The following is a 22,236-nucleotide window of genomic DNA, read 5'->3' on the forward strand; positions in this document are numbered from 1 at the left end:
CCGAAGGCACAGTCTGACGGCCGGACCGCCCCTGTCCGGCCGTCGTTTTTTGGCAGTCCCCCTTGCGACCGGACCTTTCCCTTGCCATGTTGCAGCGCAAAGAAAGGACCGGCTCCATGAAGGCTCTTCTCCTCGTCGATCTGCAAAACGGCTTCTGCCCCGGCGGCAACCTTCCGGTTGCCGGAGGAGACGAGGTCATCCCCGTCGCCAACCGGCTGATGCGGGACGGCGGCTATGACCTGATCCTCGCTTCGCAGGACTGGCATCCTGCCGATCACGGCAGCTTTGCCTCGCGCCATCCCGGCAGGCAACCCTTCGAGATGGGCGAGCTTTCCGGCAAGCCGCAAATGCTCTGGCCGGACCACTGCGTGCAGGGAACCCCCGATGCGGACTTTCATCCGGCACTGGAAACAGACCGGATTCAGTTTGTTCAGAGGAAGGGCCAAGATATTGGCGTGGATAGCTATTCCGCTTTCCGGGACAATGACCGACACGCGCTGACAGGCCTCGACAGAGTCATCCGGGAACGGGGCGTGACCGAGCTCGACATTGGCGGTCTGGCCACGGATTATTGCGTGAAATTCTCCGTTCTGGATGCGCTGGAGCTTCTTCCGGGCGTGCGCGTGCGCTTCGTGTCGGACCTCTCGCGCGGCATTACGCCGGAGGGCGTGGAGGAGGCGCTGAAGGAGATGAAAAAGGCCGGAATTTCCGTGGTCAGCAGCACGGATATCCTCCGCGAAGCCGGAAAGTGACGACAAAACAGGCAGGCCCTGCCCGCGAAACGGTCAGCATGCCGAAATGTTGGTTTGCTTTTTTGCACTGCACAGTTTACCACAGGGACCATGGACGCCCACGGGCCTGAGGCCCGTTCTACCCCGGCAGAGGGAGGCTGGAGTTGGAAACCGTCAAGACTATCGCCCGGCTGCGCGCGCTTGTGCTCGCTCACCGCAAGGCGGGCCGCACCATCGGCTTCGTTCCCACCATGGGCTATCTTCATGAAGGCCATATGTCGCTCGTTTCCCATGCGCGGGCCGAGAATGACGTCACGATCGTGTCGATCTTCGTCAATCCGCTGCAGTTCGGGGCAAATGAAGACCTCGCCCGCTATCCCCGCGACCTGCCCCGCGACAGCGCACTGCTGACCGCCGGTGGGGTGGACATTCTTTTCGCCCCCGAGGTGGAGGACATGTATCCCGAACCGATGCAGACGGTGGTCGATGTGCCCCGGCTCGGCTCCGAACTGGAAGGCGAAGTTCGCCCCGGCCATTTTGCCGGCGTGGCGACCGTGGTCACCAAGCTGTTCAACATCGTGCAGCCGGATGCCGCCTATTTCGGCGAGAAGGACTACCAGCAGGTCACGATCATCCAGCGCATGGTCCAGGATCTGGCCATGCCGGTCCGCGTGGTGCCGGTGGAGACCGTACGCGAGAAAGATGGCCTCGCCTGCTCTTCCCGCAATGTCTATCTGAGCCCTGAAGAGCGCAGGGCTGCGGCCATCGTGCCGCGCGCGCTCGAAGAGGCCGAGCGGCTCTACCGGTCCGGCATGACGGATATCGCCGCCTTCGAGGCCGCCGTCACCGACTTCATCCGCCGCGAACCGCTGGCCGAGCCGGAAGTGGTGGCGCTTCGCGACCCGAAGACCCTGGAAAGCCTGACCCGGGTCGATGGCCCTGTTCTGCTGCTGCTCTTCGTCCGGTTCGGACGGACGAAACTTCTCGACAATCGGGTGATCGGCCGCAAGGCACTCGCCCCCAGCACAAAGGCTGCCTGACATGAGCATGGCTGTTCGCAAGAAGCGGCTGACGACAGCAGATATCACCGCGCTCAAGGGCGTGCGGCCCGTCGTATGCCTGACCGCCTACACAACGCCCATCGCCAAGCTTCTCGATCCGCATTGCGACCTGCTGCTCGTCGGCGATAGCCTGGGCATGGTGCTCTACGGCCTGCCGAACACCATTCCCGTCACCATGGAGATGATGATCGCCCACGGTCAGGCGGTGATGCGCGGCACCGGAAACAGCTGCGTCATCGTGGACATGCCGTTCGGCTCCTATCAGGAATCGAAGGAACAGGCCTTCCGCAATGCGGCACGACTGATGCAGGAAACCGGCTGTGATGGCGTGAAGCTGGAAGGCGGCGAGGAAATGGCGGAAACCATTGCCTTCCTCACGCTGCGCGGCATACCGGTCATGGGCCATGTCGGCCTCATGCCGCAGCAGGTGAATGCGGCAGGCGGCTATCGTTCTCTTGGCCGCACCAATGCCGAAGCCGACAAGATCAAGCGCGATGCGCTGGCGATCGGGAATTCCGGGGCTTTCTCCATGGTGGTCGAGGGCACCATCGAGCCGCTCGCCCGCGAAATCAGCGATGTCTGCCCCATACCCACCATCGGCATCGGCGCTTCGCCTGCCTGCGACGGGCAGGTGCTTGTGGTCGATGACATGCTGGGGGTCTTCACCGATTTCAAGCCGCGCTTCGTCAAGCACTTCGCTTCCCTCGCTCCTGTCATTTCCAAGGCAGCGGAAGAGTATGCAGCCGAGGTCAAGGCGCGCAGCTTCCCCGGTCCGGAACATACGTTCCAGATGAAGAAACAACCGCTCTGAGCAATATGATGGCGAGAAGTGCGCTTCTCTATTTCATTCTGGTCTTTGCAGCCGGCATGGTTCTGGGCACGGTCAGAACCGTTCTGCTGGCGCCGCACATCGGCGCACTGCCGGCGGTTCTGGTGGAAATTCCGCTCATGCTGGCCATTTCCTGGTGGTCGCTGGGGTTGGTGCTCCGCCTGAGACCCGTACCGCCCGATCCGGCCAGCAGGATCGCCATGGGCCTGATCGCCTTTGCCCTTCTGATGACCGGAGAATTTCTTCTGGCGACGATGCTGAGCGATGTCGATCCAGCCGGCTATATCGCCGCGTTGATGCGGCCGGAGGGCGTGGCCGGTCTGTCTGCACAGCTCGTCTTTGCCGCCATGCCGCTGTTGCGCGGGCTGAAGGAAGAGCGAGACAGGAGCGCCTGAGAAAGGCGCTGAAATGCCGACAGCGCCGCGAGGGCGCTGCCGAAGGCTGATCCCTACGGATGATCAGGCATTGTGCCGTTGCACGGGCGCGGTCTGCATTTCCAGTTTCCACACCTCGTCGAAGACATCGTCAAGCCGGGCGGAAAGAGCTTCGTGCGCGTCGATCAGACCGCGATTGTAGAAATGTCCGCCGATTTCGTCGGCAAAGAAGTCGAGAAGGAAAATGGCCGAAACGGTTCCGATCTCGCAATCAAGCTGTTCCATGAAGTAGCGCTGCACCCGACGGGCAATGGCGGTCTTCTGGTCTTTGGAAAATTCCACTTTTTTCATGAACGCATGTACCTCTCGGAAACGACACCGCCGGCAAGCCGGTTCACCATCATGATGCGTGCCCTCTTTGACAGGAAGACTCTCATGTCTTCCTGCTCCGATCTTCCGGGTGCTGGCTTGCGCGAAAATGGTGACGAAACTGAACGATCAGCATTTTCGATTGGCCTATCAATGGAACGCGCTTGTCGATGAACCGCGCCGGGGCTAGGTCGGGGAGATATTTCTATTCGGAGTCTGGAATGCGGCAATCTGATTTTCGCGAGGGTTTGCGCACCGGTCTGCCAATCTTCGTTTCGGCTGCGCCCTTCGGCGCCCTGTTCGGCGCGGTGGCGGTGCAGAACGGCCAGACGGTCTTCGAAGCCGCCTTCATGAGCGCGACCGTCTTTGCCGGCGCAAGCCAGCTCGTCGGCCTGGAACTGTTCGGCCATCACGTCCAGCCCTGGCTGATCATCCTGTCCATCTTTGCGGTGAACTTCCGCCACATTCTCTATTCTGCCTCCATGGCGAAGTTCATCGGGCATTTCGGGCCGTTCCAGAAATTCCTGACCTTCTTCCTGCTGACCGATCCCCAGTTTGCGGAAACCTACAAGCGGGGCGAATCCGGGCGCACCGTGTCCTTCTCCTGGTATATGGGGCTTGGAACGATCATCTACGTGCCCTGGCTGATCGTCACCATTATCGGCGCGTTTCTCGGCAACCTGATCAGCGATCCGAAAGTGATCGGACTGGATGTGCTGCTGCCGGTCTATTTCCTCGGGCTCGTCTTCGGCTTCCGCAAGCGGCCGAACTTCCTGCCCGTGGCGATCACCGCCGCCCTCGCCTCCATCCTCGCCTATCGCTATATCGGCTCGCCCTGGCATGTCAGCGTGGGGGCGCTGTCCGGCGTGCTCGTCGCGGCCCTGCTGCCGGTGAAGCCAACCGGAACGGAGGCCTGAGCCATGGACAAGATCATGCACCTCGACATGATGCTGCTCATCGTCGCTGCAGCCGTCGCCACCTTCGCCACCCGTATCGGCGGTTATCTGCTGATTTCCCGGATGAAGAGCATCCCGCCCCGGCTCGATGCGGCCCTCAACGCCGTTCCGGCCGCCGTGCTCACCACGCTCGTGGCGCCCAATTTCTATGCGGGCGGGCCGGAACTCAAGATCGCCATGGCGATAGCGCTCGTCGTCGGCCTTCGGATGAACGTGCTGACCATGCTGGCCGCCGCCTGGGTGGTGGTGATGACGCTGCGTCACGGCATGGGCTGGTAAAAGCGATTCCGCATCAGTCACTTCGGCCAGCCGGCTGAATCAGACTGTCAGGCGTCTTCAAGCGACGGATGAAGTCCCCGGGCGGGATCGGCCGCATCCCCGGGGCGTCAAGGCGCCCCCGGGATCTAGGTCCCTCTCAGACCCGCAGGGGTTTGGTCGCTTCGACCAGCCATTGACGGATCTCTTCGTCCACAAGCAGGGGCAGCAACCGCTCCCGGGTGGCGTCATGATAGGCGTCGATCCAGAGCAATTCTTCGCGCGTCAGCAGGCCGGTGACGATCAGCGAACGGTCGATCGGGCAGAAGGTCAGGGTTTCGAAACCCAGCATGGCGATGTCGCCGCCCTCGATCTCCTCCGGTTCCCTGATGTAGATGAGGTTCTCGATCCGGATCCCGAAGGCGCCGGGCCGGTAGTAACCCGGCTCGTTGGAGAGGATCATGCCGGGCAAAAGCTCCTGTGCCGCGCGCCGCGAAATGCCCTGAGGGCCTTCATGGACCGAGAGATAGGAGCCAACCCCATGGCCGGTGCCATGGGCATAATCCGCCCCCGCCTTCCAGAGCGCAATGCGCGCCAGCCCGTCGAGATCGAGCCCACGGGTGCCCTTGGGGAAGCGGGCGGTCGAAATCGCGATCATCCCTTTCAGCACCAGCGTGAAGAAGCGCCGCTGTTCCTCCGGCACCTCGCCGATCCCGACCGTACGGGTAATATCCGTCGTGCCATTGATATATTGGCCCCCTGAATCGATCAGGAAGAGCTCGCCGGGCGCGATGGTCCGGTCCGTCTCCGTGGTCACCCGGTAATGCATGATCGCCGCATGCTCTCCGGCGCCGGCGATGGTATCGAAGGATATGTCCTTCAGCGGGTTCTGCATCCGCTCGCCCACCGCACGGCGGCACTGCTCGAGCTGTCTGGCCGCATCGATTTCCGTGATCGAGCCCGGCTTCACGCCGGAAAGCCAGGCGAGGAATTCCACCATGGCGGCTCCATCCTGCAGATGCGCAGCGGCAGAACCGTTGAGCTCGGCCTGGTTTTTCGTCGCCCGCGGCACCTTTGCCGGATCCGTCGCCTCGATGACCTCCCCGCCTGCCTCGCGGATCAGCCGCACCAGCGCGAACGGCGCCAGATCGGGATCGAGGGCAATCTTCTTGCCGGCCCGCGCAAGCCCTTCGAGAACCGGCACCAGATCCGAGGGTCTGCGCTGATGGGCGAGCTGGCCGAGATAGGCTTCCGCCTCGATGCCCGTCTTGCGGCGGTCGAGGAAAATGTCCGGCTTGCCATCCGCATGAATGATGGCCCGCCCCAGCGGATGCGGCGTGCGCGGCACGTCGAGCCCGCGAATGTTGAAGATCCAGGCGAGGGACGACGGATCGGTGATCAACACCCCGTCCTGCCCCTTCTCCGCGAGCTGCCGGCGGATCGCCTCGATCTTGTGAATGGCCAGCTCACCGGCCTGGGGAAGATCCTGCACCGAGACCTGACCGAGCGGCTCGGCGGGACGATCCGTCCAGATGCGGTCGACCGGATTATGGGGAAGGAAAACCAGGCTCCCTCCCACCTCCTGAAGGGCTTTTTCCAGCCGGGCAATGTCGGCCCCGGTATGCATCCACGGATCCACGCCGAGACGCAGCCCCTTCAGCGCCTTGCGCGTGATGAAGAGATGCGGCGGCTCGTTGACCAGATCGCCCGGCGTGAAGACCGTCGCATCCACCTGTTCGGCGAGCTGGGTCACGTAGCGACCGTCGACGAACACCACCGCCTGCTCGCGGGTGACAAGCAGGATGCCCGCCGACCCCGTAAACCCCGTCATATAGGCCAGGCGCTCCGCCGATGGCGGCACATACTCGCCCTGGAACTCGTCGGCCCGGGGCACCAGCACCGCGTCCACACCATCACCGTCGAAGGCGGCACGCAGGGCCTCGATGCGGGTCCGGCCGAATTGCGGGGTCGCTGTGACGTCAAAACTCTGAAACATGGTGGTGGTCCCTGTCCGATTCCGTTTGTCAGACCATAAACGGGATTTGTCGCAGGACAAACGGGCTTGCAGGCAGAGCGCAGCCCCTTTCATTCTCATGCGAAGAGTGCATATCGGTTATGCGCAATCGCATATTTACCAGCCGGTAAAAAATGTTAGAACGCGCCCATCGAAGCGATGTCGCAAACGACATTCATCGAAGCAAATAAAACTTGATACCGAACGACCCGTCGAGATCCTCCTCCCTCCCTTCGACCGGATGCAAGGTATCGGGCGCCCGCTTGAGCCACCTCCTCCTCCCAGGCTTGCGGGCAAGATCAGGTCAGACTGATCCACAGGCGGTGCTTCGGCACCGCCTTTTTGCTTTTCTGGCCGGGAGAAATGTCCGCCCTCAGGCGAGCGGACTGTCGAGATGGATTGTCACCCAGCCGTTACGCCATATGGTTCGCACGTGGCGCAGATGCACGCCGTTATAGGCCGAAAGCACCTTCCAGCGCTGGCTTGCCAGAATGCCCGAGAGAATGACCGATCCGCCCGGCATCAGATGCTTCACCAGGTCCGGTGCCATGCGCATCAGCGGCCGCGCCAGGATATTGGCAATGATGAGGTCGAAAGGCCCGTGGCGCCGAAACGCGGTGGAATGGAAGCCGGGCGCCGTTTCCATGGCGATGCCCGTGGCTATGCCGTTCCGCCGCACGTTTTCGGCCGCAACCCGCGTGGCAATCGGGTCGATGTCGGTCGCCAGCACCGGGATATGGGTCAGCTTGCGCACCGCGATTGCCAGAACGCCGCTGCCGGTGCCGAGATCCAGCGCATGGCGCGGCTTGCGGGACCGCACCACCTGCTCGATCACTTCCAGGCATCCGGCGGTCGTACCGTGATGCCCCGTGCCGAAGGCCTGTCCCGCATCGATCTCGATCGCGATATCGCCCTGCCGCACCTTGTCCCGGTCATGCGAGCCATGCACCAGGAAGCGCCCTGCCCTGACAGGCTTGAGACCCTCGAGCGACTTGGCCACCCAATCCACGTCCGGCAGCACCTCGCGTTCGATGGAAAGGCCGGCAAACTCGTCCGTCAGGCAGGCGAGAAAGCGAGGATGGACGGCCTCTTCATCCTCCCGCATCATATAGATGGACGCTTCCCACAGATCCGTCTTCTCGTCGATTTCGGTGGTGCCGATGGCGAAATCCTCCTCCCCGAAGACATCGGTCAGGCGTTCCAGAAACCGTTCGGCACGAGCCTCGGTCGTTGAAATGAAGAGACGGATTTCACTCACAGGCAGGATCCTTCGGGGATGCGGGGGGCGTGGGATCAGAGATTGCGGGTAATCAGGTTTTTCAGTTTGGTCTCGGCCACCTTCGGATCTTCCTGATAGGCGATGGTGCCGGCAAAACGGCCCTTGTCGTCCAGAAGGAAAACAGAGGCCGTGTGGTCCATCACATATTCGCCATCCGGCTTTGCCGGATCGGTGGGCACCTTCTTGGCATAGACCCGGAAGCCCTTCACCATGTCCATCACCTTGGCCGGATCGCCGGAAATGCCGGTAATGCGGCTGGTCACGTTGGAAACATATTCCTTCATGATGGCCGGCGTATCCCGCTCCGGATCCACGGTCACGAAGAATGCCTGCAGCTTGGTGCCATCAGGGTCGACCGTCTTCAGCCAGTTGTCCATCTCGAACAAGGTGGTGGGACATACATCCGGGCAGTGGGTAAAGCCGAAGAAAAGCGCGGTCGGCTTGCCTTGCAGGTCCTTCTCGCTGACGGGCGTACCATCCTGCCTGACGAGCTGGAAGGGAACGCCGAAGGGCGCTTCCGCGAGCTGATCGCCCGAGCGCGTGTAGGTGTAGCCAAGCACCGCGACAAGCGCCGCAAGGACGAGCGTGGCAGACCAGAGCATGATGCGGACCGAGCGCATGCGGAGCCTCCTGATAATGGGATCATCATATGGACGCTGCTGATAGCCCGGCCAGCGACGGGATGCAAATCACGAGCAGCGTGAAGCCGCGATCAAGGCCGATATGCCGCACGGGACTTCAGAGACACCAGGAAAGCCCGGCCTGCCCCAGCGAAAGCATGAGATCGGCCGCGTGCCGAATCCAGCCCGCCATGCCGAGGGCAAGGACGAGACCGGACAGAATGACGACGCTCAGGGCGAGCGGCCAACGGATCGCTTCAGGACGCATGGCCGCATTATATCCGAAAGCCCCCGCGGAGCAAAGACAGCGATTTTTGAATACTTCCCTTGAATTTCTTGACAAAATTCAAAGACGCCGATCTTGTTCCACGGAACACTGGCCGCAATCGCAGTCTTCGGGGAGGATGACGGATGGAAAGTGCTGGCATGACGGAGGGAGCCGCGCCCACACGGCGCATTCGCATCAGAAAAGTATCGGTCGGCGATATTGGCCGGGCGCTGATGCTCGGAATGGACGATTTCCGCTCTCATCTGCGCTTCGGCCTGTTCTTCGGGGCCATTTATGTGCTGGGCGGCCTTTTCATCGTTACGGCCCTGACCGTCTATCACCTTCCCTGGCTGATCATTCCGGTCGCCATCGGCTTTCCGTTGATCGGCCCCTTCATTGCCGTCGGCCTGTACGAAATCAGCCGCCGGAGGGAGCAGAACGTGCCGATCACCTGGTCCGCCATTCTGGCGGAAGTGTTTCGCCAGCGGGAACGGCAATTGTCCTGGATGGCCTTCGTCGTCCTCTTCATTTTCTGGATCTGGATCTATCAGGTCCGGCTGCTGTTCGCCCTGTTTCTCGGATACAAGGCGCCTGCGGAACTCGACGCCCTGATGGTCGTGATCGTTTCCACCACGCAGGGGCTGCTGTTTCTCGGGGTCGGCACCATCGTGGGGGCTGTCATCGCCACGATCCTGTTCTCCGTGACCGTCATTTCCATGCCGCTTTTGCTCGATCACGAGGTGGATTTCATCACCGCCATGATCACCAGCATCCGCTCGGTGATGGAAAACCCCGTCGCCCTGCTCACATTCGGCTTTATCGTTGGCGCGTCGGCGCTGGCCGCTCTGCTCCCCGCATTCGTCGGCCTGCTGCTCGTGCTGCCGGTCCTCGGCCATGCCACCTGGCACGTCTATCGCGCAACGATTGACGTGTCCTGAGGCACGGTTCGTGCTTTGGTTTAGAATTTTATTTCTATTTTTGATTATCAAAAGCTTAAACATTGGTGGATACCATTTTTATGGAGAGCGGAAACCCGCCAACCCGCTTCACGCCGCGCACACGGCCTGAAGCGGGCGGTTGACCGTTGAAAAAAGCGACGCATCCATCGTCCCCCGTCCCGGGCTTGTGCATGATCCCGATCATTCGGCTTCAAGCCGCCGCGTGCGGCCTGGCGAGGAATTCATGTCATCAAAGACCGCTCGAAGAAGTTTATCGGTCAGCCAGCGTCTGTTGACCCTCGGCATCAGCGCCGCAGCCGGCGTCATGTCCATCATTGCGGTAGGCGCTTTCGAAAGCCGCATGATTACTGCCGATCTCGGAGAGGCAGAGCAGATCCGGCAGAATGTCCAAACGGTCGTGGCCATGCGTCACGCCAATGTCACCATGGTGCTCGCCGCCATGGATACGCTGGTCGACAAGGCCGAAAAGAAGGTCCTGCCCGAACGCCAGGCGATCATCGAAAATGCAATCCAGCAGCTCAGCGAAGGCAGGCCCGCTCTGGAAAGCCTTGCCGCGAGCCTCGGCCAGACGGGTTCCATCACCGAATTCGGCGCCGATCTCGCCGCCCTTTCCAAGGCGATTTCCGTCGATCTCAAGACCCTTGTCGAGCAGGGTGCCGCCGAGGAAGCCTATGGCGCCATCGACGATACCATCGATCGTTCAGGCGACACGATGGCCACCTTGCTGTCCGACATGGCCGAGAAAGGCAATGTGGCGGTCAGAGAGCGCCTGATCGCCGCAGAAAATGCCTCGGAAACATCGCTCTATATCCAGCTGATTGCGGGCCTGATTGCGCTGACCGTCGTATCCGTGCTGCAATTCGTCCATGGCAACAAGCTGAAAAGCGGCATTCTGGCTGTTCGGGAAAGCATGCAGCGAATCCTGGGCGGCGACATGTCCACACCGGTCCAGATGATCGACCGGGGCGACGAAATTGGCGAGATGGCGCGCGCCACGGATCTTTTCCGTCAGGCTGCCGCAGAGAAAAAGGTGCTGGAAAGCGAGACGGAAAATGCCCGTCTGGCTCTCGACCGGGAGCGGCAGGAGGCAGAAGCGGCCGACAAGGCTGATGCCGACGCCATCCGCCTTGCGGTGGATGCTTTGGCGGACGGGCTTGGAAGGCTGGCGAGCGGTGACATTACCTTCACAATCGATTCCCCTTTCCGCTCCGATCTGGAGCGCCTGCGCCTGGACTTCAACCGGACGGTCGTCGAACTGCAATCCATCGTCGGGGATATCCGGCAGAATTCCATGTCGATCCAGTCCTACAGCAGGCAGATGCGTTCGGCCGCCGAAGACCTGGCCAAGCGCACCGAACACCAGGCCGCATCCCTGGAAGAGACCGCAGCCGCCATCGAGCAGATCACGACGCGTGTGCGCAATTCCGCCGACAAGGCGGGTGAAGCCGGGCGCATGGTGGAAGCGACACGGCAGACTTCGGAGCGCTCCGGCAAGGTCGTGTCCGATGCCATGGCGGCCATGGAGCGCATCGAGGATGCGTCGCGCGAAATCGGCAAGATCATCAACGTCATCGACGAAATCGCCTTCCAGACCAACCTGCTGGCCCTCAATGCGGGCGTCGAAGCAGCCCGCGCCGGAGAAGCCGGCAAGGGTTTCGCCGTCGTCGCCCAGGAAGTGCGCGAACTGGCCGGACGCGCGGCCACCGCCGCCAAGGACATCAAGACGCTCGTGAACAAGTCGGGAGAGGAAGTTCGCAACGGCGTCAGCCTCGTTACCGCCACCGGCGATGTGCTGCAGCACATCGGCGAGGACGTCGTGCGGATCAGCGATCACGTCCTGTCGATCGCAACCGATACACAGGAACAGAACACCGGTCTGTCGGAAGTGAACACCTCGGTCAACCAGATGGACCAGGTCACGCAGCAGAACGCGGCGATGGTCGAGCAAACCAGCGCGGCCAGCCATTCGCTGGCGCAGGACGCGGACAAGCTGATGCAGGCGATCAGCCACTTTAAGCTCCGGGAAAGAAATCTCGAATATTCTGTCCCCAAGACCGCCAAGGAGACACATGCACCACAGGCGTCTCCCGCCCGGGCTCTGGTGACCAAACTCGCCGGTGCATTGAATAGAAGCAGCGCAGCCGCACAGGCAGGACCTGTTCGTGCCAGCGATAACTGGGAAGAATTCTGATCATGTCGAACGCCATCAAGCAGTCCGGTGCGTATCTGGAAATCGTGTCCTTCCATCTTGCCGATCAGGAATTCTGCATCGACATCATGGCGATCAGGGAAATTCGCGGCTGGGCGCCGGTCACCCCGATGCCGCACACGCCGCCCTATGTGCTGGGTCTCATCAACCTGCGCGGCGCCGTTATCCCGGTCATCGATATGGCCTGCCGCCTCGGCATGAACCATACCGAGCCGTCCGAGCGCTCCGCGATCATCGTGACCGATATTGCCGGCAAGCTGGTCGGCCTGCTGGTCGAGCAGGTTTCCGACATGATGACCATCCGCAGCGAAGACCTTCAGCCGCCGCCGGAGATCATTCCGGAAGCACAGCGCGCCTTCTGCCGTGGCATCGTCGCCCTCGAAAAATCGATGGTGTGCTTCCTCAATCTGGACACGGTTATCGCCGACGAACTCGCCCAGGCGGCATAACACCCTTAAGGTTGCAATCACGATACGCCGCTCATCTCGCAGGAGCGGCGTATTTTTATCTACGGCGCCCCGTCTGCCCATCGACGGGACGGCAGGAAAACAAAAAGCCCCGAACCAATGAGGGTTCGAGGCTTTTGTTGGGGGCTTCGGCAGCTGGGGTAACGCCACCGAGCCGATCCGGGCGTGCACAGGAGGCGCCTACGCTGGTTTTCATGCTCCGACGCAGTCGCTTTGTACAATCCAAGGTTTGCACAAGAATCGAGATAACGGAAGAGCCTTTCGTCTATTATCCGCGCTGCCGCCCCAAAAAAATCGGACCATTTTTGGGTGAGGATTATCTAATCGTTTCACCGCATGCCTATTGAGGCTTCCCGTCCTTCCACGTGACCGACTGACCGTAGAGGGGCACGGTGGAAATCGCCATCTTGGCGGATCCGTCCGTCACCTGCCGCGTATGCACCACATAGACCAGCGTATCGTTCTTCCGGTCGTAAATCCGGTTTACCACCATCTTCTTCCAGATCAGCGACATGCCCTGCCGGAACACTTCCTCGCCGTCATCGGAAAGCTCGATGTCTCCGATGGTGATCGGCCCCGTCTGCCGGCACGCGATGGAATTGTTGGAAGGATCCTCGAACCAGTTTCCCTTCTGCAGCCGGTCGATCACGCTTCGGTCAAAATAGGTGACGTGGCAGGTCACACCCTGCACCTTGGGGTCTGCAAGGGCTTCCACAACGATATCGTTGCCGATCCAGTCCACCCCGATTTTTCCCACCACATCTGCACCGGCAGGCAAGGCCGTCGCCACGGTCATGAGGGCAGCACCGGCCAGGGTTCGAAACATCGTCTTGGTCATGGGTCATCCTTTCAGCCATCCACTCTGCGGAACGATCTACACCAGAAATAGGAGTTTAAGAGCGCCACGCAAGGAGAAGATGATCAGACCTTGCGACAGGAGCAGGGCTGATAGCCGCCGGGGCGCAGCTGACCGGGTGTCATGCGAATGCGCGAGGCGACGGCGGGAAGGTCGATGACATCGAGGCTGCGCGCCACGCCGATGGCGGCCGCGGCCGCGACGGCCGCATCCTCGCCTGCGGTGTGGTGCCGGAAGCGCAGGCTGAGATGCTCCGCCACCACGTTCAGCCGATGCGACGGCAGATGCGGCCAGACCTTCTGAACCATTTTCAGCGTGCAGAAATAGGTCACTGCGGGATAGGCCATGCGGTATTGGTCCAGCGCGCCTCGCCAGACGGAGAAGTCGAAGGCGGCATTATGCGCGATCATGGGCAGCCTCGCAAAATCCTCCGAAAACTCCTCCATGACCTCCGGAAATTCCGGCGCATCTTCCACATGCTCCGGCCGAATTCCATGAATGGCGATATTTATCGCGGAAAACCGCATGGATCTGGGGCGGATCAGGCGCTCTTCCACACGGATGACCTGACCGTCTTCCACCCAGGCAAGACCGACCGAGCAGGCGCTGCCACGCTCTTCGCTGGCGGTTTCGAAATCGATGGCAAGCGCTTTCACGATCCGGACGAAGCCCCCGCGAGGAAGGCAAGCCACTCGTCCTCGTCCATGGTCTGGATACCGAGTTCGCGGGCCTTCTCAAGCTTTGACCCGGCTCCGGGGCCCGCAACGACGATGTCCGTTTTCTTGGAGACCGACCCGGCGACCTTGGCACCCAACGCTTCCGCACCGGCCTTGGCTTCATCGCGGCTCATCCGCTCCAGCGATCCGGTAAAAACGATCGTTTTGCCGGCAATCGGGCTTCCGGTCGTCTGTGGCTGCTCCGCGTCCTGAGGCGTGACTTCTTCCAGCAGGCGCCCGATCACATCCCGGTTGCGCGGTTCCTTGTAGAATTCGACGATGGAAGTCGCCACCACTTCGCCGACGCCCTCGATGGCGTTGAGTTCGTTCCAGGCACTGCCATGCATGGGCGCGGCGGCCTCCATGGCCTCCGCAAATGCGGCATAGGTGCCATAGGCGCGCGCAAGCAGCTTGGCCGTCGTTTCCCCGACATGACGGATGCCCAGCGCAAAAATCAACCGGTGCAGCGCAATGGATCGCCGCTCATTGATGGCATCGAACAGCTTCCGAACACTGGTCCGGCCGAAGCCTTCCCGGTTTTCAAGCCGTGCCAGCGCGCTCTGCTGTCGTTTTTCGAGGGTAAAAATATCCGGCGCGGTGCGCACCTGGATCGAGGGATCGTCCGTCTCGAAGAAGAAGTCGACCTGTTTGGTCCCGAGCCCCTCGATGTCGAAGGCGTTGCGAGAGACGAAGTGCTTGAGGTGCTCCACCGCCTGCGCCCGACAGACGAAACCGCCCGTGCAGCGGCGCACCGCATCCATCTTGCCGGTCTTCTCGTTGACCTCCCGGACAGCGTGGCTGCCGCAAACCGGGCAGGTCCGCGGAAATTCATAGGCAATGCTGTTTTCTGGACGCTTCTCCGGCACGATATCGACGATCTGGGGAATGACATCCCCGGCCCGCTGGACGATCACCATATCGCCGATGCGGATGTCCCTGCCCTCACGGATCGGCTCACCCGAATTGCCGAGGCCGCGGATGTAATCCTCATTGTGAAGCGTCGCATTGGTCACGACGACGCCGCCGACCGTGACCGGGTCCAGGCGGGCCACCGGCGTGAGGGCGCCGGTGCGCCCAACCTGAATGTCTATGCCCGTCAACCGGGTCACCGCCTGCTCGGCCGGAAACTTGTGCGCGGTCGCCCAGCGGGGGCTGCGCGACCGGAAACCGAGCCGCTCCTGCAGATCCAGCCGGTCGACCTTGTAGACGACGCCGTCAATGTCATAATCGAGATCCGGCCGCTTCAGGCCGATTTCCCGGTAATGAGCGAGAATATCCTCGATGCGATTGAGCCGCTTCATGAAGGGATTGACGGGAAAACCCCAGGCCGCGAAGGTTTCCACCATGCCGAATTGCGTATCGGCCGGCATCTCCGAAACCTCCCCCCAGGCATAGGCAAAGAAACGCAGTTTTCGCGCCGCGGTCACCTTCGGATCGAGCTGCCGGAGCGAGCCTGAGGCGGTGTTGCGCGGGTTCACATAGGTCTGCTTGCCTTCGGCCTCCATCTGGGCGTTCAGCGCCTGAAAATCGCTCTTGGCCATATAGACTTCACCGCGCACCTCCACGACGGCAGATGCATTCGCCGGCAGCGTGCGAGGAATCTCGGCAATCGTCAGAATATTGGCGGTCACATTTTCCCCGGTCGTGCCGTCGCCGCGCGTCGCGGCATTCACCAACCGGCCATTTTCATAGCGGATCGACATGGAAAGCCCGTCGATCTTCGGCTCGGCGGTAAAGGCGATGGAATCGTCCGGCAACTTGCCGAGATAGCGATACACACTGGCCACGAAATCCTGCACGTCCTCATCTGAGAACGTATTGTCCAGCGACAGCATGGGCCGGGCATGAACGATCGGCGCAAAGGTGGGCAGAGGCGTGAACCCGACTCGTCCTGTGGGACTGTCGGACCGCAAAAGGGCAGGAAACCGCTTCTCTACCGCATCGTTTCGGCGCTTCAGCGCATCATAATCCGCGTCCGAAATCTCGGGCTGGTCTTTTCCGTGATAGAGCGCGTCATGACGGGCAATCTCGGCCGCCAGCAAGGCAAGCTCTTCCCTCGCCTCTTCCTCGCTCAATGTGTCGACCGGCTTTTGAAACTGAAACTGCATGAACCGCCTCATCAGGAATCTCTTGGACGGTTTTAGATCACGGAGCCATGCGTTGCAAAGCGCCCAAACCTGCGTGGCCCTGGATCCGGACGAATGAATGTTAGTTTATCTGCATATCCAGCAGAAACGACAGGCTCCTTGCCGGGAGGCGTGGACCGGGAAGACGGGCTCCCCGCCACAGGCAAAAGCCTTGCCGTATATGGGGAGGTGCATGAGATGCGGGTTTTCCCGATAGCCATCACGCTGATCGTGAAGAAAACCCGCGCGCCCCGGCGCCTGTTACAGCATCCTCCGGGAACCCCAAGAAATCCCGAAAGAAAGACAAAAGACCCTAGCCTGCCCCGGCAATGAGCCGCGCGGCAGCCGCGCGGGCCTCGTCGGTCACGGAGGCACCCGACAGCATGCGGGCAATCTCTTCCGCCCGGTCTTCCGGCAGCATCACGGCCACGCGGGTGGCGATCTTGGCGGCGTCGCCGGCAGCCGGTCCCTTGGAAATCAGGAAATGGGTTGCCGCACGGGCCGCGACCTGCGGTGCATGGGTGACGGAAAGCACCTGCACCCGCTCCGAAAGCCGCTTCAGGCGCTGCCCTATAGCATCCGCGACAGCGCCACCCACGCCCGTATCGATCTCATCGAAAACCAGCGTCGGAGCGGAGCCACGATCCGCCAGGGCCACCTTGAGCGCCAGCAGAAACCGGGACAGCTCCCCCCCGGAGGCAACCTTCATGATGGATCCGGGGCGCGTGCCCGGATTGGTCTGCACATGGAATTCTGCAATATCGATGCCACCGGACCCGGCATTCTCCCGCCGGGAGTCCATTTCGACCATGAAACGCGCGCGCTCGAGCTTCAGCGCGGGCAGTTCGGCCATCACGGTTTCGGCCAGGGCATCCGCCGCCTTGCGACGCTTCGCCGAGAGGCTGTCCGCCGCCGCAAAATAGGCCGCCTCCGCCTCGCCGAGCGTTTTCTCGTACTGCTTCAACCGCTCTTCGCCCGCATCCAGATCGGCGAGATCCGCCGTCATCCGCACCGCAAGCGCCGGCAGTTCTGGAACAGGCACGGAGAACTTCCGGGATGCGGCCCTAAGGGCAAACAGCCGCTCTTCGACGCGCTCCAATTCCTTCGGATCATATTCCGTCTTCCGGAGGGCCGTTTCCACGGCCATTTGCGCATTCGACAACTGGTCGAGCGCGGCATCGAGCAGGGTGACGGTTTCCTCAAGAAGGCCGGGCGCCTCATGGGACTTTCGCTCCAGCCGACGCACCAGCGACGCAATGTGGGGTACCGGCGAGGCATTGCCATTGAGGAATTCGGAAGCTTCCGCAATGTCCCCTGCGATCCGCTCCGCCTTCATCATCCGCTGGCGGCGCTCTGCCAGCTCCTCTTCCTCGCCATCGGTCGGAGAAAGCTTTCCCAGCTCCTCCACAGCCGAGCGAAGAAAATCCGCTTCCCGGGCAGCGGCCTCCACCTTTTCCCGGTGCTTGCGCAGCTGACGCTCGGCATCCTTCCAGGTGCGATAAAGACCGCCGACGGAGAGCGCCTCTTCGGACAGGCCGCCGAACGCATCGAGCAGCGTTCGATGCGCATCCGTATCGACAAGGGCGCGATCGTCGTGCTGGCCATGGATTTCCACCAGCATCTGTCCCGCCTGCCGCATCAGCTGGACGCTGACCGGCTGATCGTTGACATAGGCCTTGGTGCGCCCATCGGCCGACTGCGCGCGGCGGAAGATCAGGTCGCCATCGTCGTCGATGCCATTTTCCCGCAGCAGGCGGCGCGCACCGTGATCCATCGGCACATCGAAAACGGCCGTGACCTGCCCCTTGTCCTCCCCATGGCGCACAAGGCCGCCATCCCCGCGCCCACCGAGCGCGAGGGAAAGACTGTCTAGCAGAATGGATTTTCCGGCCCCGGTTTCGCCCGTCAGCACAGAGAGACCGCGATCGAAGCCGAGATCGAGACGTTCGATCAAGACGATGTCGCGGATCGAAAGCTGTACGAGCATGATGTCCGGTCTTAGCCGCCGAGAACGATCTTGCTTGCCGCACGGCTGATCCACGAACCCGCATTCTCGCGCGGCTCGAGACCACCGGTCTGCAAGAGCTTGTAGCTGTCCGCATACCACTGGCTGTCCGGATAGTTCCGGCCAAGAACGGCGGCAGCAGCCTGGGCCTCCTGAACGATGCCGAGAGCGAAATAGGCCTCGACCAGACGGGCAAGGGCCTCCTCGACCTGGTTCGTGTTCGGATATTTCTCGACCACGACGCGGAAGCGCTGGATAGACGCCAGATATTCCTTGCGCTCCAGATAGTAGCGGCCGACCTGCATTTCCTTGCCGGCCAGGTTGTCGCGCGCGAAGCGGATCTTCGTCTGCGCGTCTTCCACATATTCGGACTTCGGATAGTTATCGACCACCTTCTGCATGGCGTCGATGGTCTGCGCGGCGGCGCGCTGATCCTGGGTGACGTCGGGAATCTGCTTGGAGTAGGCAAGCCCGATCAGGTACTGCACGTAAGCGGCATCTTCCGTGTTGGAATACTGGCGCATGTAACGCGTACCGGTCGTGATCGCCTCATCATAGTCGCCGCCGCGATACTTCAGGAAGGTGCTCATGACGAGCGCCTTGCGCGCCCAGTCGGAGAACGGATGCTGGCGGTCGATGGCGTCGAACTTGCGCTGCGCTTCGGTCGAATTGCCCGCCTTGAAGTTGGCAAGACCCTGATTGTAGAGCAGTTCCGGCGGATCGGATTCCATGCCGATCTTGGAAATGTCGATGTCCTGATCCGTTTCGCAGCTGGCAAGAAACGTGCCTGTGCCGGCGAGAAGAAGAGATACCAGCAGCACACGCGCAGTTTTATTCATTTTGGACAAACCTTGCACTACCTATTCGGACCCGGTTCAAACAGCGGCCCGACCGAGCGGACCTGTGTGGCGTTTCTAGAGCAAAGGGCGCTCGATAACAACGCATTGTCGATTCTTTAACGCATTTTTATGGCGACCATCGATGCCGACCCCCGCCAACAAGAAAAAAGGCCGCTTCTTGAAGCGGCCCTTGTGTCTTTCCAGGCTTGGCCTCAAGCGGACCAGGGCGCAAATTCCGGCGCATTCACCGCGATGAAATCGCGAGCCCCTGCCCGCGGCCGCGCCGATGCGCTTTCCACCACTTCATAGGCGGTCCGGTCGTTCAGCAGGGCCTTGAGCGCATGCGCGTTGATCTTGTGACCGCCGCGATAGGAACGGTAGCAACCGATGAACTGCGCACCCGCCATCGCGAGATCGCCGACCGCATCGAGCGTCTTGTGGCGCACGAACTCGTCATGGCCATAACGCAGGCCTTCCATATTGATCACGGTATGGTCGTCCGAAATCACCACGGAGTTTTCCAGCGACGAACCAAGCGCGAAGCCTGCCGCCCACAGACGTTCCACATCACGCATGAACCCGAAGGTGCGCGCCCGCGACAGCTCGTCCCGGAAAGTGGAGAGGGTCAGATCGCCCTGCCAACGCTGGCGACCGATCAACGGTGTTTCGAAATCGATTTCCACGTCGAAGCGGGTACCGTCATAGGGCAGGAACTCCGCCCAGGACTGGCCAGCCTCGATCCGGACGGGCTTGACCACCCGGATATAGCGACGCTTGGCGCCCAGCTGGCGAATGCCGGCCTGCTCGATAGCCTCGACAAAAGCGGCCGAGCTGCCGTCCATGATCGGCATTTCAGCGCCCTGGACCTCGACGACCACATTATCGATGCCGGCAGCGTAAAGGGCGGCCATGACATGCTCGACCGTCGCAATCATCCGGTGGGGATGCGTTCCGAGAACGGTGCAGAGATCGGTATTGCCCACTTCAGCCGAAATGGCCCGGTATTCGCCCAGCAGCTCTTCCCCCGCAAAGCGCTGGAAGATGATGCCGGACCCCGATTCGGTGGGGTGGAACGTGATGGAAACCGGCGCACCGGAATGCACGCCAATACCTGACAGCGTGATGCGTTCCGCGATTGTGGTTTGAAATCCAAGCAGCCCTGCGGCCATACTCAATGCCTTCTCAGTCCCTGACCGCGTCCTGTGCAAGATTTGCCCTCGCGGTCTGTTGTTGTCCCGAAACAGATGGATCGCCCCCGATCCGTTCTGCCGCCGACTCCCTTGACGCTCTACTTACCGGAAAGGACTGGTCCATTCCAAATCACTGTTTCTATCGAATTGTTACGAAAGCAAAGTTTTGATTTTCATCAACATTTTGCCCTCTACCGGCAGATTGCAAAAAAGCCCGGACCGTGTGGGGTCCGGGCTTTCAATGTTCGACTCGCCTGACGCCTCAGTTCGACTGGCGGCGCAGGAAGGCGGGGATCTCCAGCTGGTCGTCCTCGCTGGACCGGGACTGCGGGACCGGACGGCCGTGATCGTCCAGATTGCCGCGACGCGGTGCATAGAGGCTGGCTTCCGGCGAGAGCGCGCGGCGCTGCTGCGAAGCCGCGCTCGGAGCGGAGGCGGTCATGTCGCTATGGGCATGATCCTCTTCCTCGCGGCGGCCGAGCGAGTTGGTGATACGCTTCAGCAGACCCATCGGACCACGATCCTCGGCCTGGGGGGCCTGCGGCTGTGCCCGGTGATCCATCTCGGCCTTCACGACCGGCGGAAAATCTTCCACGCGGGGCATGCGGGCCGTTTCGATGGTCGTGCGGATTTCCGGAGCGGCAACCGGGGCCTGGCGCATGACCTGCGGAGCAGGCTGCGGCTGGCTGATGACCGGAGCGGCCGGCTGCGGAGCAACGGCGACCGGCGCTGCCACAGGTGCGGCAACCGGAGCCTGAACCGGCTGGGCATGGAAGGCCGGAGCCGGGCTGACCGGAACGGCGACCGGGGCATCGATCGGAGCAGCGCCGCTGAAGAGACGGCTCTGCGGACGGAAGCTGTCCTCATGATGCTGCGGAGCGACCGGCTGCGGGGCAGCGGCGACGGGACGGAGAGCGATATCCAGCTCGCGCTCCATCTCGGCTTCTGCCTGACGGATGGTGTGCGCGATCGGGTCGACAACGGTCTTGGGTGCCTGCATGACATGCGCAGGCTGAGGTGCGGCCGATGCGGAAGGTGCAACGGCCGCGGAGGGACGAATAATCGTCTTCTGCGCCAGGCGCGGGTCGAAGGTCTGGTGCGGCTGTTCGCCGGCGACACGGTCGATGCCGGTGGCAACGACGGAGACGCGGATGATGCCTTCCAGCGCTTCGTCGAAGGTGGCGCCGAGGATGATGTTGGCGTCCGGATCCACTTCCTCGCGGATACGGGTGGCCGCTTCGTCCACTTCGAACAGGGTCAGGTCACGGCCGCCGGTGATCGAGATCAGCAGGCCCTGGGCGCCCTTCATCGAGGTTTCGTCGAGCAGCGGGTTGGCAATCGCGGCTTCGGCGGCCTGCATGGCGCGGCCGGAACCGGACGCTTCGCCCGTCCCCATCATGGCGCGGCCCATCTCGCGCATCACCGAGCGAACGTCGGCGAAGTCGAGGTTGATGAGGCCTTCCTTGACCATCAGGTCGGTGATGCAGGCGACGCCGGAATAGAGAACCTGGTCGGCCATGGCGAAGGCGTCTGCAAAGGTCGTCTTGTCGTTGGCGATGCGGAAGAGGTTCTGGTTCGGAATGACGATGAGCGTATCGACAGACTTCTGCAGCTCCTGGATGCCGGATTCGGCAAGGCGCATGCGGCGACCGCCTTCGAAGTGGAAGGGCTTGGTCACGACGCCAACCGTCAGGATGCCCTTGTTGCGGGCGGCCTGGGCCACGACCGGTGCAGCGCCGGTGCCGGTGCCGCCGCCCATGCCGGCGGTGACGAAGCACATATGGGTGCCGTTCAGGTGATCGACGATCTCATCGATGCACTCTTCGGCAGCCGCGCGGCCGACTTCCGGCTGCGAGCCCGCACCGAGGCCTTCGGTGACATTGACGCCGAGCTGGATGATGCGCTCGGCTTTCGTCATGGTCAGCGCCTGGGCATCCGTGTTGGCGACGACGAAATCGACGCCCTGGAGGCCTGCGGTGATCATGTTGTTCACGGCGTTGCCGCCGCCGCCGCCCACACCGAATACGGTGATGCGGGGCTTCAGCTCCGTAATGTCTGGCTTCTGCAGCTTAATGGTCATCGTACCCATTCCTTCTCTTTATGGCCGCATCGC

At 61.8% G+C, this 22,236-nt stretch carries 21 protein-coding genes; 9 read left to right on the forward strand and 12 right to left on the reverse strand.

Translation table 11 applies throughout. The features are described 5' to 3' along the window. The first annotated feature begins 116 nt into the window (after nucleotides 1–116). The 4 genes from pncA to ACT54B_RS01470 all read left to right on the forward strand — a co-directional run bounded on the left by pncA (nucleotide 117) and on the right by ACT54B_RS01470 (nucleotide 3,016). Complete coding sequence (gene pncA / locus ACT54B_RS01455) at nucleotides 117–752, forward strand: bifunctional nicotinamidase/pyrazinamidase (RefSeq protein WP_476042317.1); 636 nt, start codon at nucleotides 117–119, stop codon at nucleotides 750–752. Between the two features lie 143 nt (nucleotides 753–895). Next, nucleotides 896–1,771, forward strand: coding sequence for a pantoate--beta-alanine ligase (gene panC / locus ACT54B_RS01460; RefSeq protein ID WP_476042319.1), 876 nt, complete (start codon nucleotides 896–898; stop codon nucleotides 1,769–1,771). A gap of 1 nt (nucleotide 1,772) precedes the next feature. Further along, a complete protein-coding gene (gene panB / locus ACT54B_RS01465) occupies nucleotides 1,773–2,603 on the forward strand; it encodes a 3-methyl-2-oxobutanoate hydroxymethyltransferase (protein WP_476042321.1) in 831 nt (276 codons plus the stop codon). Between the two features lie 8 nt (nucleotides 2,604–2,611). After that, nucleotides 2,612–3,016, forward strand: coding sequence for a hypothetical protein (locus ACT54B_RS01470; protein WP_476042323.1), 405 nt, complete (start codon nucleotides 2,612–2,614; stop codon nucleotides 3,014–3,016). 63 nt (nucleotides 3,017–3,079) lie between these two features. Here ACT54B_RS01470 and ACT54B_RS01475 read toward each other — a convergent pair whose 3' ends face one another. Next, entirely contained in the window at nucleotides 3,080–3,346 is a 267-nt protein-coding gene (locus tag ACT54B_RS01475) for a DUF2164 domain-containing protein (protein ID WP_476042325.1), read from the reverse strand. Nucleotides 3,347–3,585: 239 nt separating this feature from the next. Between ACT54B_RS01475 and ACT54B_RS01480 the strand changes: the two genes are divergently transcribed. Together ACT54B_RS01480 and ACT54B_RS01485 are read left to right on the forward strand one after the other, a co-directional pair. After that, nucleotides 3,586–4,281 carry an AzlC family ABC transporter permease gene (locus ACT54B_RS01480; RefSeq protein WP_476042326.1) on the forward strand — a complete coding sequence of 232 codons (696 nt, stop codon included), beginning with the start codon at nucleotides 3,586–3,588 and terminating at the stop codon, nucleotides 4,279–4,281. A 3-nt stretch (nucleotides 4,282–4,284) separates the two neighbouring features. Further along, nucleotides 4,285–4,599, forward strand: coding sequence for an AzlD family protein (locus ACT54B_RS01485; RefSeq protein WP_476042327.1), 315 nt, complete (start codon nucleotides 4,285–4,287; stop codon nucleotides 4,597–4,599). 136 nt (nucleotides 4,600–4,735) lie between these two features. On the opposite strand, the gene ACT54B_RS01490 is transcribed toward ACT54B_RS01485, so the two are convergent. The 4 genes from ACT54B_RS01490 to ACT54B_RS01505 form a co-directional block, all read right to left on the reverse strand. Further along, a complete protein-coding gene (locus ACT54B_RS01490; protein WP_476042329.1) occupies nucleotides 4,736–6,571 on the reverse strand; it encodes an aminopeptidase P family protein in 1,836 nt (611 codons plus the stop codon). A 391-nt stretch (nucleotides 6,572–6,962) separates the two neighbouring features. Next, the gene (locus ACT54B_RS01495; protein ID WP_476042331.1) at nucleotides 6,963–7,847 is read right to left on the reverse strand and encodes a 50S ribosomal protein L11 methyltransferase; all 885 of its coding nucleotides are present in this window, start codon (nucleotides 7,845–7,847) and stop codon (nucleotides 6,963–6,965) included. Nucleotides 7,848–7,882: 35 nt separating this feature from the next. Further along, on the reverse strand, nucleotides 7,883–8,488 hold the full coding sequence (locus ACT54B_RS01500) for an SCO family protein (protein WP_476042333.1): 606 nt from the start codon (nucleotides 8,486–8,488) through the stop codon (nucleotides 7,883–7,885). A 118-nt stretch (nucleotides 8,489–8,606) separates the two neighbouring features. Next, nucleotides 8,607–8,756: a hypothetical protein gene (locus tag ACT54B_RS01505; protein ID WP_476042335.1), complete on the reverse strand. Its 150-nt coding sequence runs from the start codon at nucleotides 8,754–8,756 to the stop codon at nucleotides 8,607–8,609. A 143-nt stretch (nucleotides 8,757–8,899) separates the two neighbouring features. Between ACT54B_RS01505 and ACT54B_RS01510 the strand changes: the two genes are divergently transcribed. The 3 genes from ACT54B_RS01510 (at nucleotide 8,900) to ACT54B_RS01520 (ending at nucleotide 12,373) form a co-directional block, all read left to right on the forward strand. Continuing rightward, the gene (locus tag ACT54B_RS01510) at nucleotides 8,900–9,694 is read left to right on the forward strand and encodes a DUF2189 domain-containing protein (RefSeq protein ID WP_476042337.1); all 795 of its coding nucleotides are present in this window, start codon (nucleotides 8,900–8,902) and stop codon (nucleotides 9,692–9,694) included. Nucleotides 9,695–9,938: 244 nt separating this feature from the next. Beyond that, entirely contained in the window at nucleotides 9,939–11,906 is a 1,968-nt protein-coding gene (locus ACT54B_RS01515; RefSeq protein WP_476042339.1) for a methyl-accepting chemotaxis protein, read from the forward strand. A gap of 2 nt (nucleotides 11,907–11,908) precedes the next feature. Then, nucleotides 11,909–12,373 carry a chemotaxis protein CheW gene (locus ACT54B_RS01520; protein WP_183364743.1) on the forward strand — a complete coding sequence of 155 codons (465 nt, stop codon included), beginning with the start codon at nucleotides 11,909–11,911 and terminating at the stop codon, nucleotides 12,371–12,373. Between the two features lie 358 nt (nucleotides 12,374–12,731). On the opposite strand, the gene ACT54B_RS01525 is transcribed toward ACT54B_RS01520, so the two are convergent. From ACT54B_RS01525 to ftsZ, 7 genes are all read right to left on the reverse strand, one after another. Next, a complete protein-coding gene (locus tag ACT54B_RS01525) occupies nucleotides 12,732–13,217 on the reverse strand; it encodes a CreA family protein (RefSeq protein ID WP_476043457.1) in 486 nt (161 codons plus the stop codon). 95 nt (nucleotides 13,218–13,312) lie between these two features. Beyond that, nucleotides 13,313–13,903, reverse strand: coding sequence for a 3'-5' exonuclease (locus tag ACT54B_RS01530; RefSeq protein ID WP_476043459.1), 591 nt, complete (start codon nucleotides 13,901–13,903; stop codon nucleotides 13,313–13,315). Then, on the reverse strand, nucleotides 13,900–16,071 hold the full coding sequence (ligA, locus tag ACT54B_RS01535) for an NAD-dependent DNA ligase LigA (protein ID WP_476042341.1): 2,172 nt from the start codon (nucleotides 16,069–16,071) through the stop codon (nucleotides 13,900–13,902). The genes ACT54B_RS01530 and ligA overlap by 4 nt, the downstream gene beginning before the upstream one ends. A 331-nt stretch (nucleotides 16,072–16,402) precedes the next feature. Further along, entirely contained in the window at nucleotides 16,403–18,076 is a 1,674-nt protein-coding gene (gene recN, locus ACT54B_RS01540; RefSeq protein ID WP_476042343.1) for a DNA repair protein RecN, read from the reverse strand. A gap of 11 nt (nucleotides 18,077–18,087) precedes the next feature. Continuing rightward, complete coding sequence (locus ACT54B_RS01545; protein WP_476042345.1) at nucleotides 18,088–18,933, reverse strand: outer membrane protein assembly factor BamD; 846 nt, start codon at nucleotides 18,931–18,933, stop codon at nucleotides 18,088–18,090. Nucleotides 18,934–19,145: 212 nt separating this feature from the next. Continuing rightward, nucleotides 19,146–20,102, reverse strand: coding sequence for a UDP-3-O-acyl-N-acetylglucosamine deacetylase (gene lpxC, locus ACT54B_RS01550; RefSeq protein WP_476042346.1), 957 nt, complete (start codon nucleotides 20,100–20,102; stop codon nucleotides 19,146–19,148). A 283-nt stretch (nucleotides 20,103–20,385) separates the two neighbouring features. Beyond that, complete coding sequence (gene ftsZ, locus ACT54B_RS01555) at nucleotides 20,386–22,203, reverse strand: cell division protein FtsZ (protein ID WP_476042348.1); 1,818 nt, start codon at nucleotides 22,201–22,203, stop codon at nucleotides 20,386–20,388. Nucleotides 22,204–22,236: the final 33 nt, after the last annotated feature.

It is taken from the genome of Gellertiella sp. DMC107 (assembly GCF_056313605.1).

What these genes read in the sequence shown, in the direction of transcription:
- ligA (WP_476042341.1), bottom strand. Translation starts at nt 16,071, where the DNA reads ATGCAGTTTCAGTTTCAAAAGCCGGTCGACACATTGAGCGAGGAAGAG.
- ACT54B_RS01485 (WP_476042327.1), top strand. Translation starts at nt 4,285, where the DNA reads ATGGACAAGATCATGCACCTCGACATGATGCTGCTCATCGTCGCTGCA.
- ACT54B_RS01525 (WP_476043457.1), bottom strand. Translation starts at nt 13,217, where the DNA reads ATGTTTCGAACCCTGGCCGGTGCTGCCCTCATGACCGTGGCGACGGCC.
- ACT54B_RS01475 (WP_476042325.1), bottom strand. Translation starts at nt 3,346, where the DNA reads ATGAAAAAAGTGGAATTTTCCAAAGACCAGAAGACCGCCATTGCCCGT.
- ACT54B_RS01520 (WP_183364743.1), top strand. Translation starts at nt 11,909, where the DNA reads ATGTCGAACGCCATCAAGCAGTCCGGTGCGTATCTGGAAATCGTGTCC.
- lpxC (WP_476042346.1), bottom strand. Translation starts at nt 20,102, where the DNA reads ATGGCCGCAGGGCTGCTTGGATTTCAAACCACAATCGCGGAACGCATC.
- ACT54B_RS01490 (WP_476042329.1), bottom strand. Translation starts at nt 6,571, where the DNA reads ATGTTTCAGAGTTTTGACGTCACAGCGACCCCGCAATTCGGCCGGACC.
- ACT54B_RS01500 (WP_476042333.1), bottom strand. Translation starts at nt 8,488, where the DNA reads ATGCGCTCGGTCCGCATCATGCTCTGGTCTGCCACGCTCGTCCTTGCG.
- ACT54B_RS01505 (WP_476042335.1), bottom strand. Translation starts at nt 8,756, where the DNA reads ATGCGTCCTGAAGCGATCCGTTGGCCGCTCGCCCTGAGCGTCGTCATT.
- pncA (WP_476042317.1), top strand. Translation starts at nt 117, where the DNA reads ATGAAGGCTCTTCTCCTCGTCGATCTGCAAAACGGCTTCTGCCCCGGC.
- ACT54B_RS01515 (WP_476042339.1), top strand. Translation starts at nt 9,939, where the DNA reads ATGTCATCAAAGACCGCTCGAAGAAGTTTATCGGTCAGCCAGCGTCTG.
- ACT54B_RS01545 (WP_476042345.1), bottom strand. Translation starts at nt 18,933, where the DNA reads ATGAATAAAACTGCGCGTGTGCTGCTGGTATCTCTTCTTCTCGCCGGC.
- ACT54B_RS01480 (WP_476042326.1), top strand. Translation starts at nt 3,586, where the DNA reads ATGCGGCAATCTGATTTTCGCGAGGGTTTGCGCACCGGTCTGCCAATC.
- ACT54B_RS01510 (WP_476042337.1), top strand. Translation starts at nt 8,900, where the DNA reads ATGGAAAGTGCTGGCATGACGGAGGGAGCCGCGCCCACACGGCGCATT.
- ACT54B_RS01470 (WP_476042323.1), top strand. Translation starts at nt 2,612, where the DNA reads ATGGCGAGAAGTGCGCTTCTCTATTTCATTCTGGTCTTTGCAGCCGGC.
- recN (WP_476042343.1), bottom strand. Translation starts at nt 18,076, where the DNA reads ATGCTCGTACAGCTTTCGATCCGCGACATCGTCTTGATCGAACGTCTC.
- panB (WP_476042321.1), top strand. Translation starts at nt 1,773, where the DNA reads ATGAGCATGGCTGTTCGCAAGAAGCGGCTGACGACAGCAGATATCACC.
- ftsZ (WP_476042348.1), bottom strand. Translation starts at nt 22,203, where the DNA reads ATGACCATTAAGCTGCAGAAGCCAGACATTACGGAGCTGAAGCCCCGC.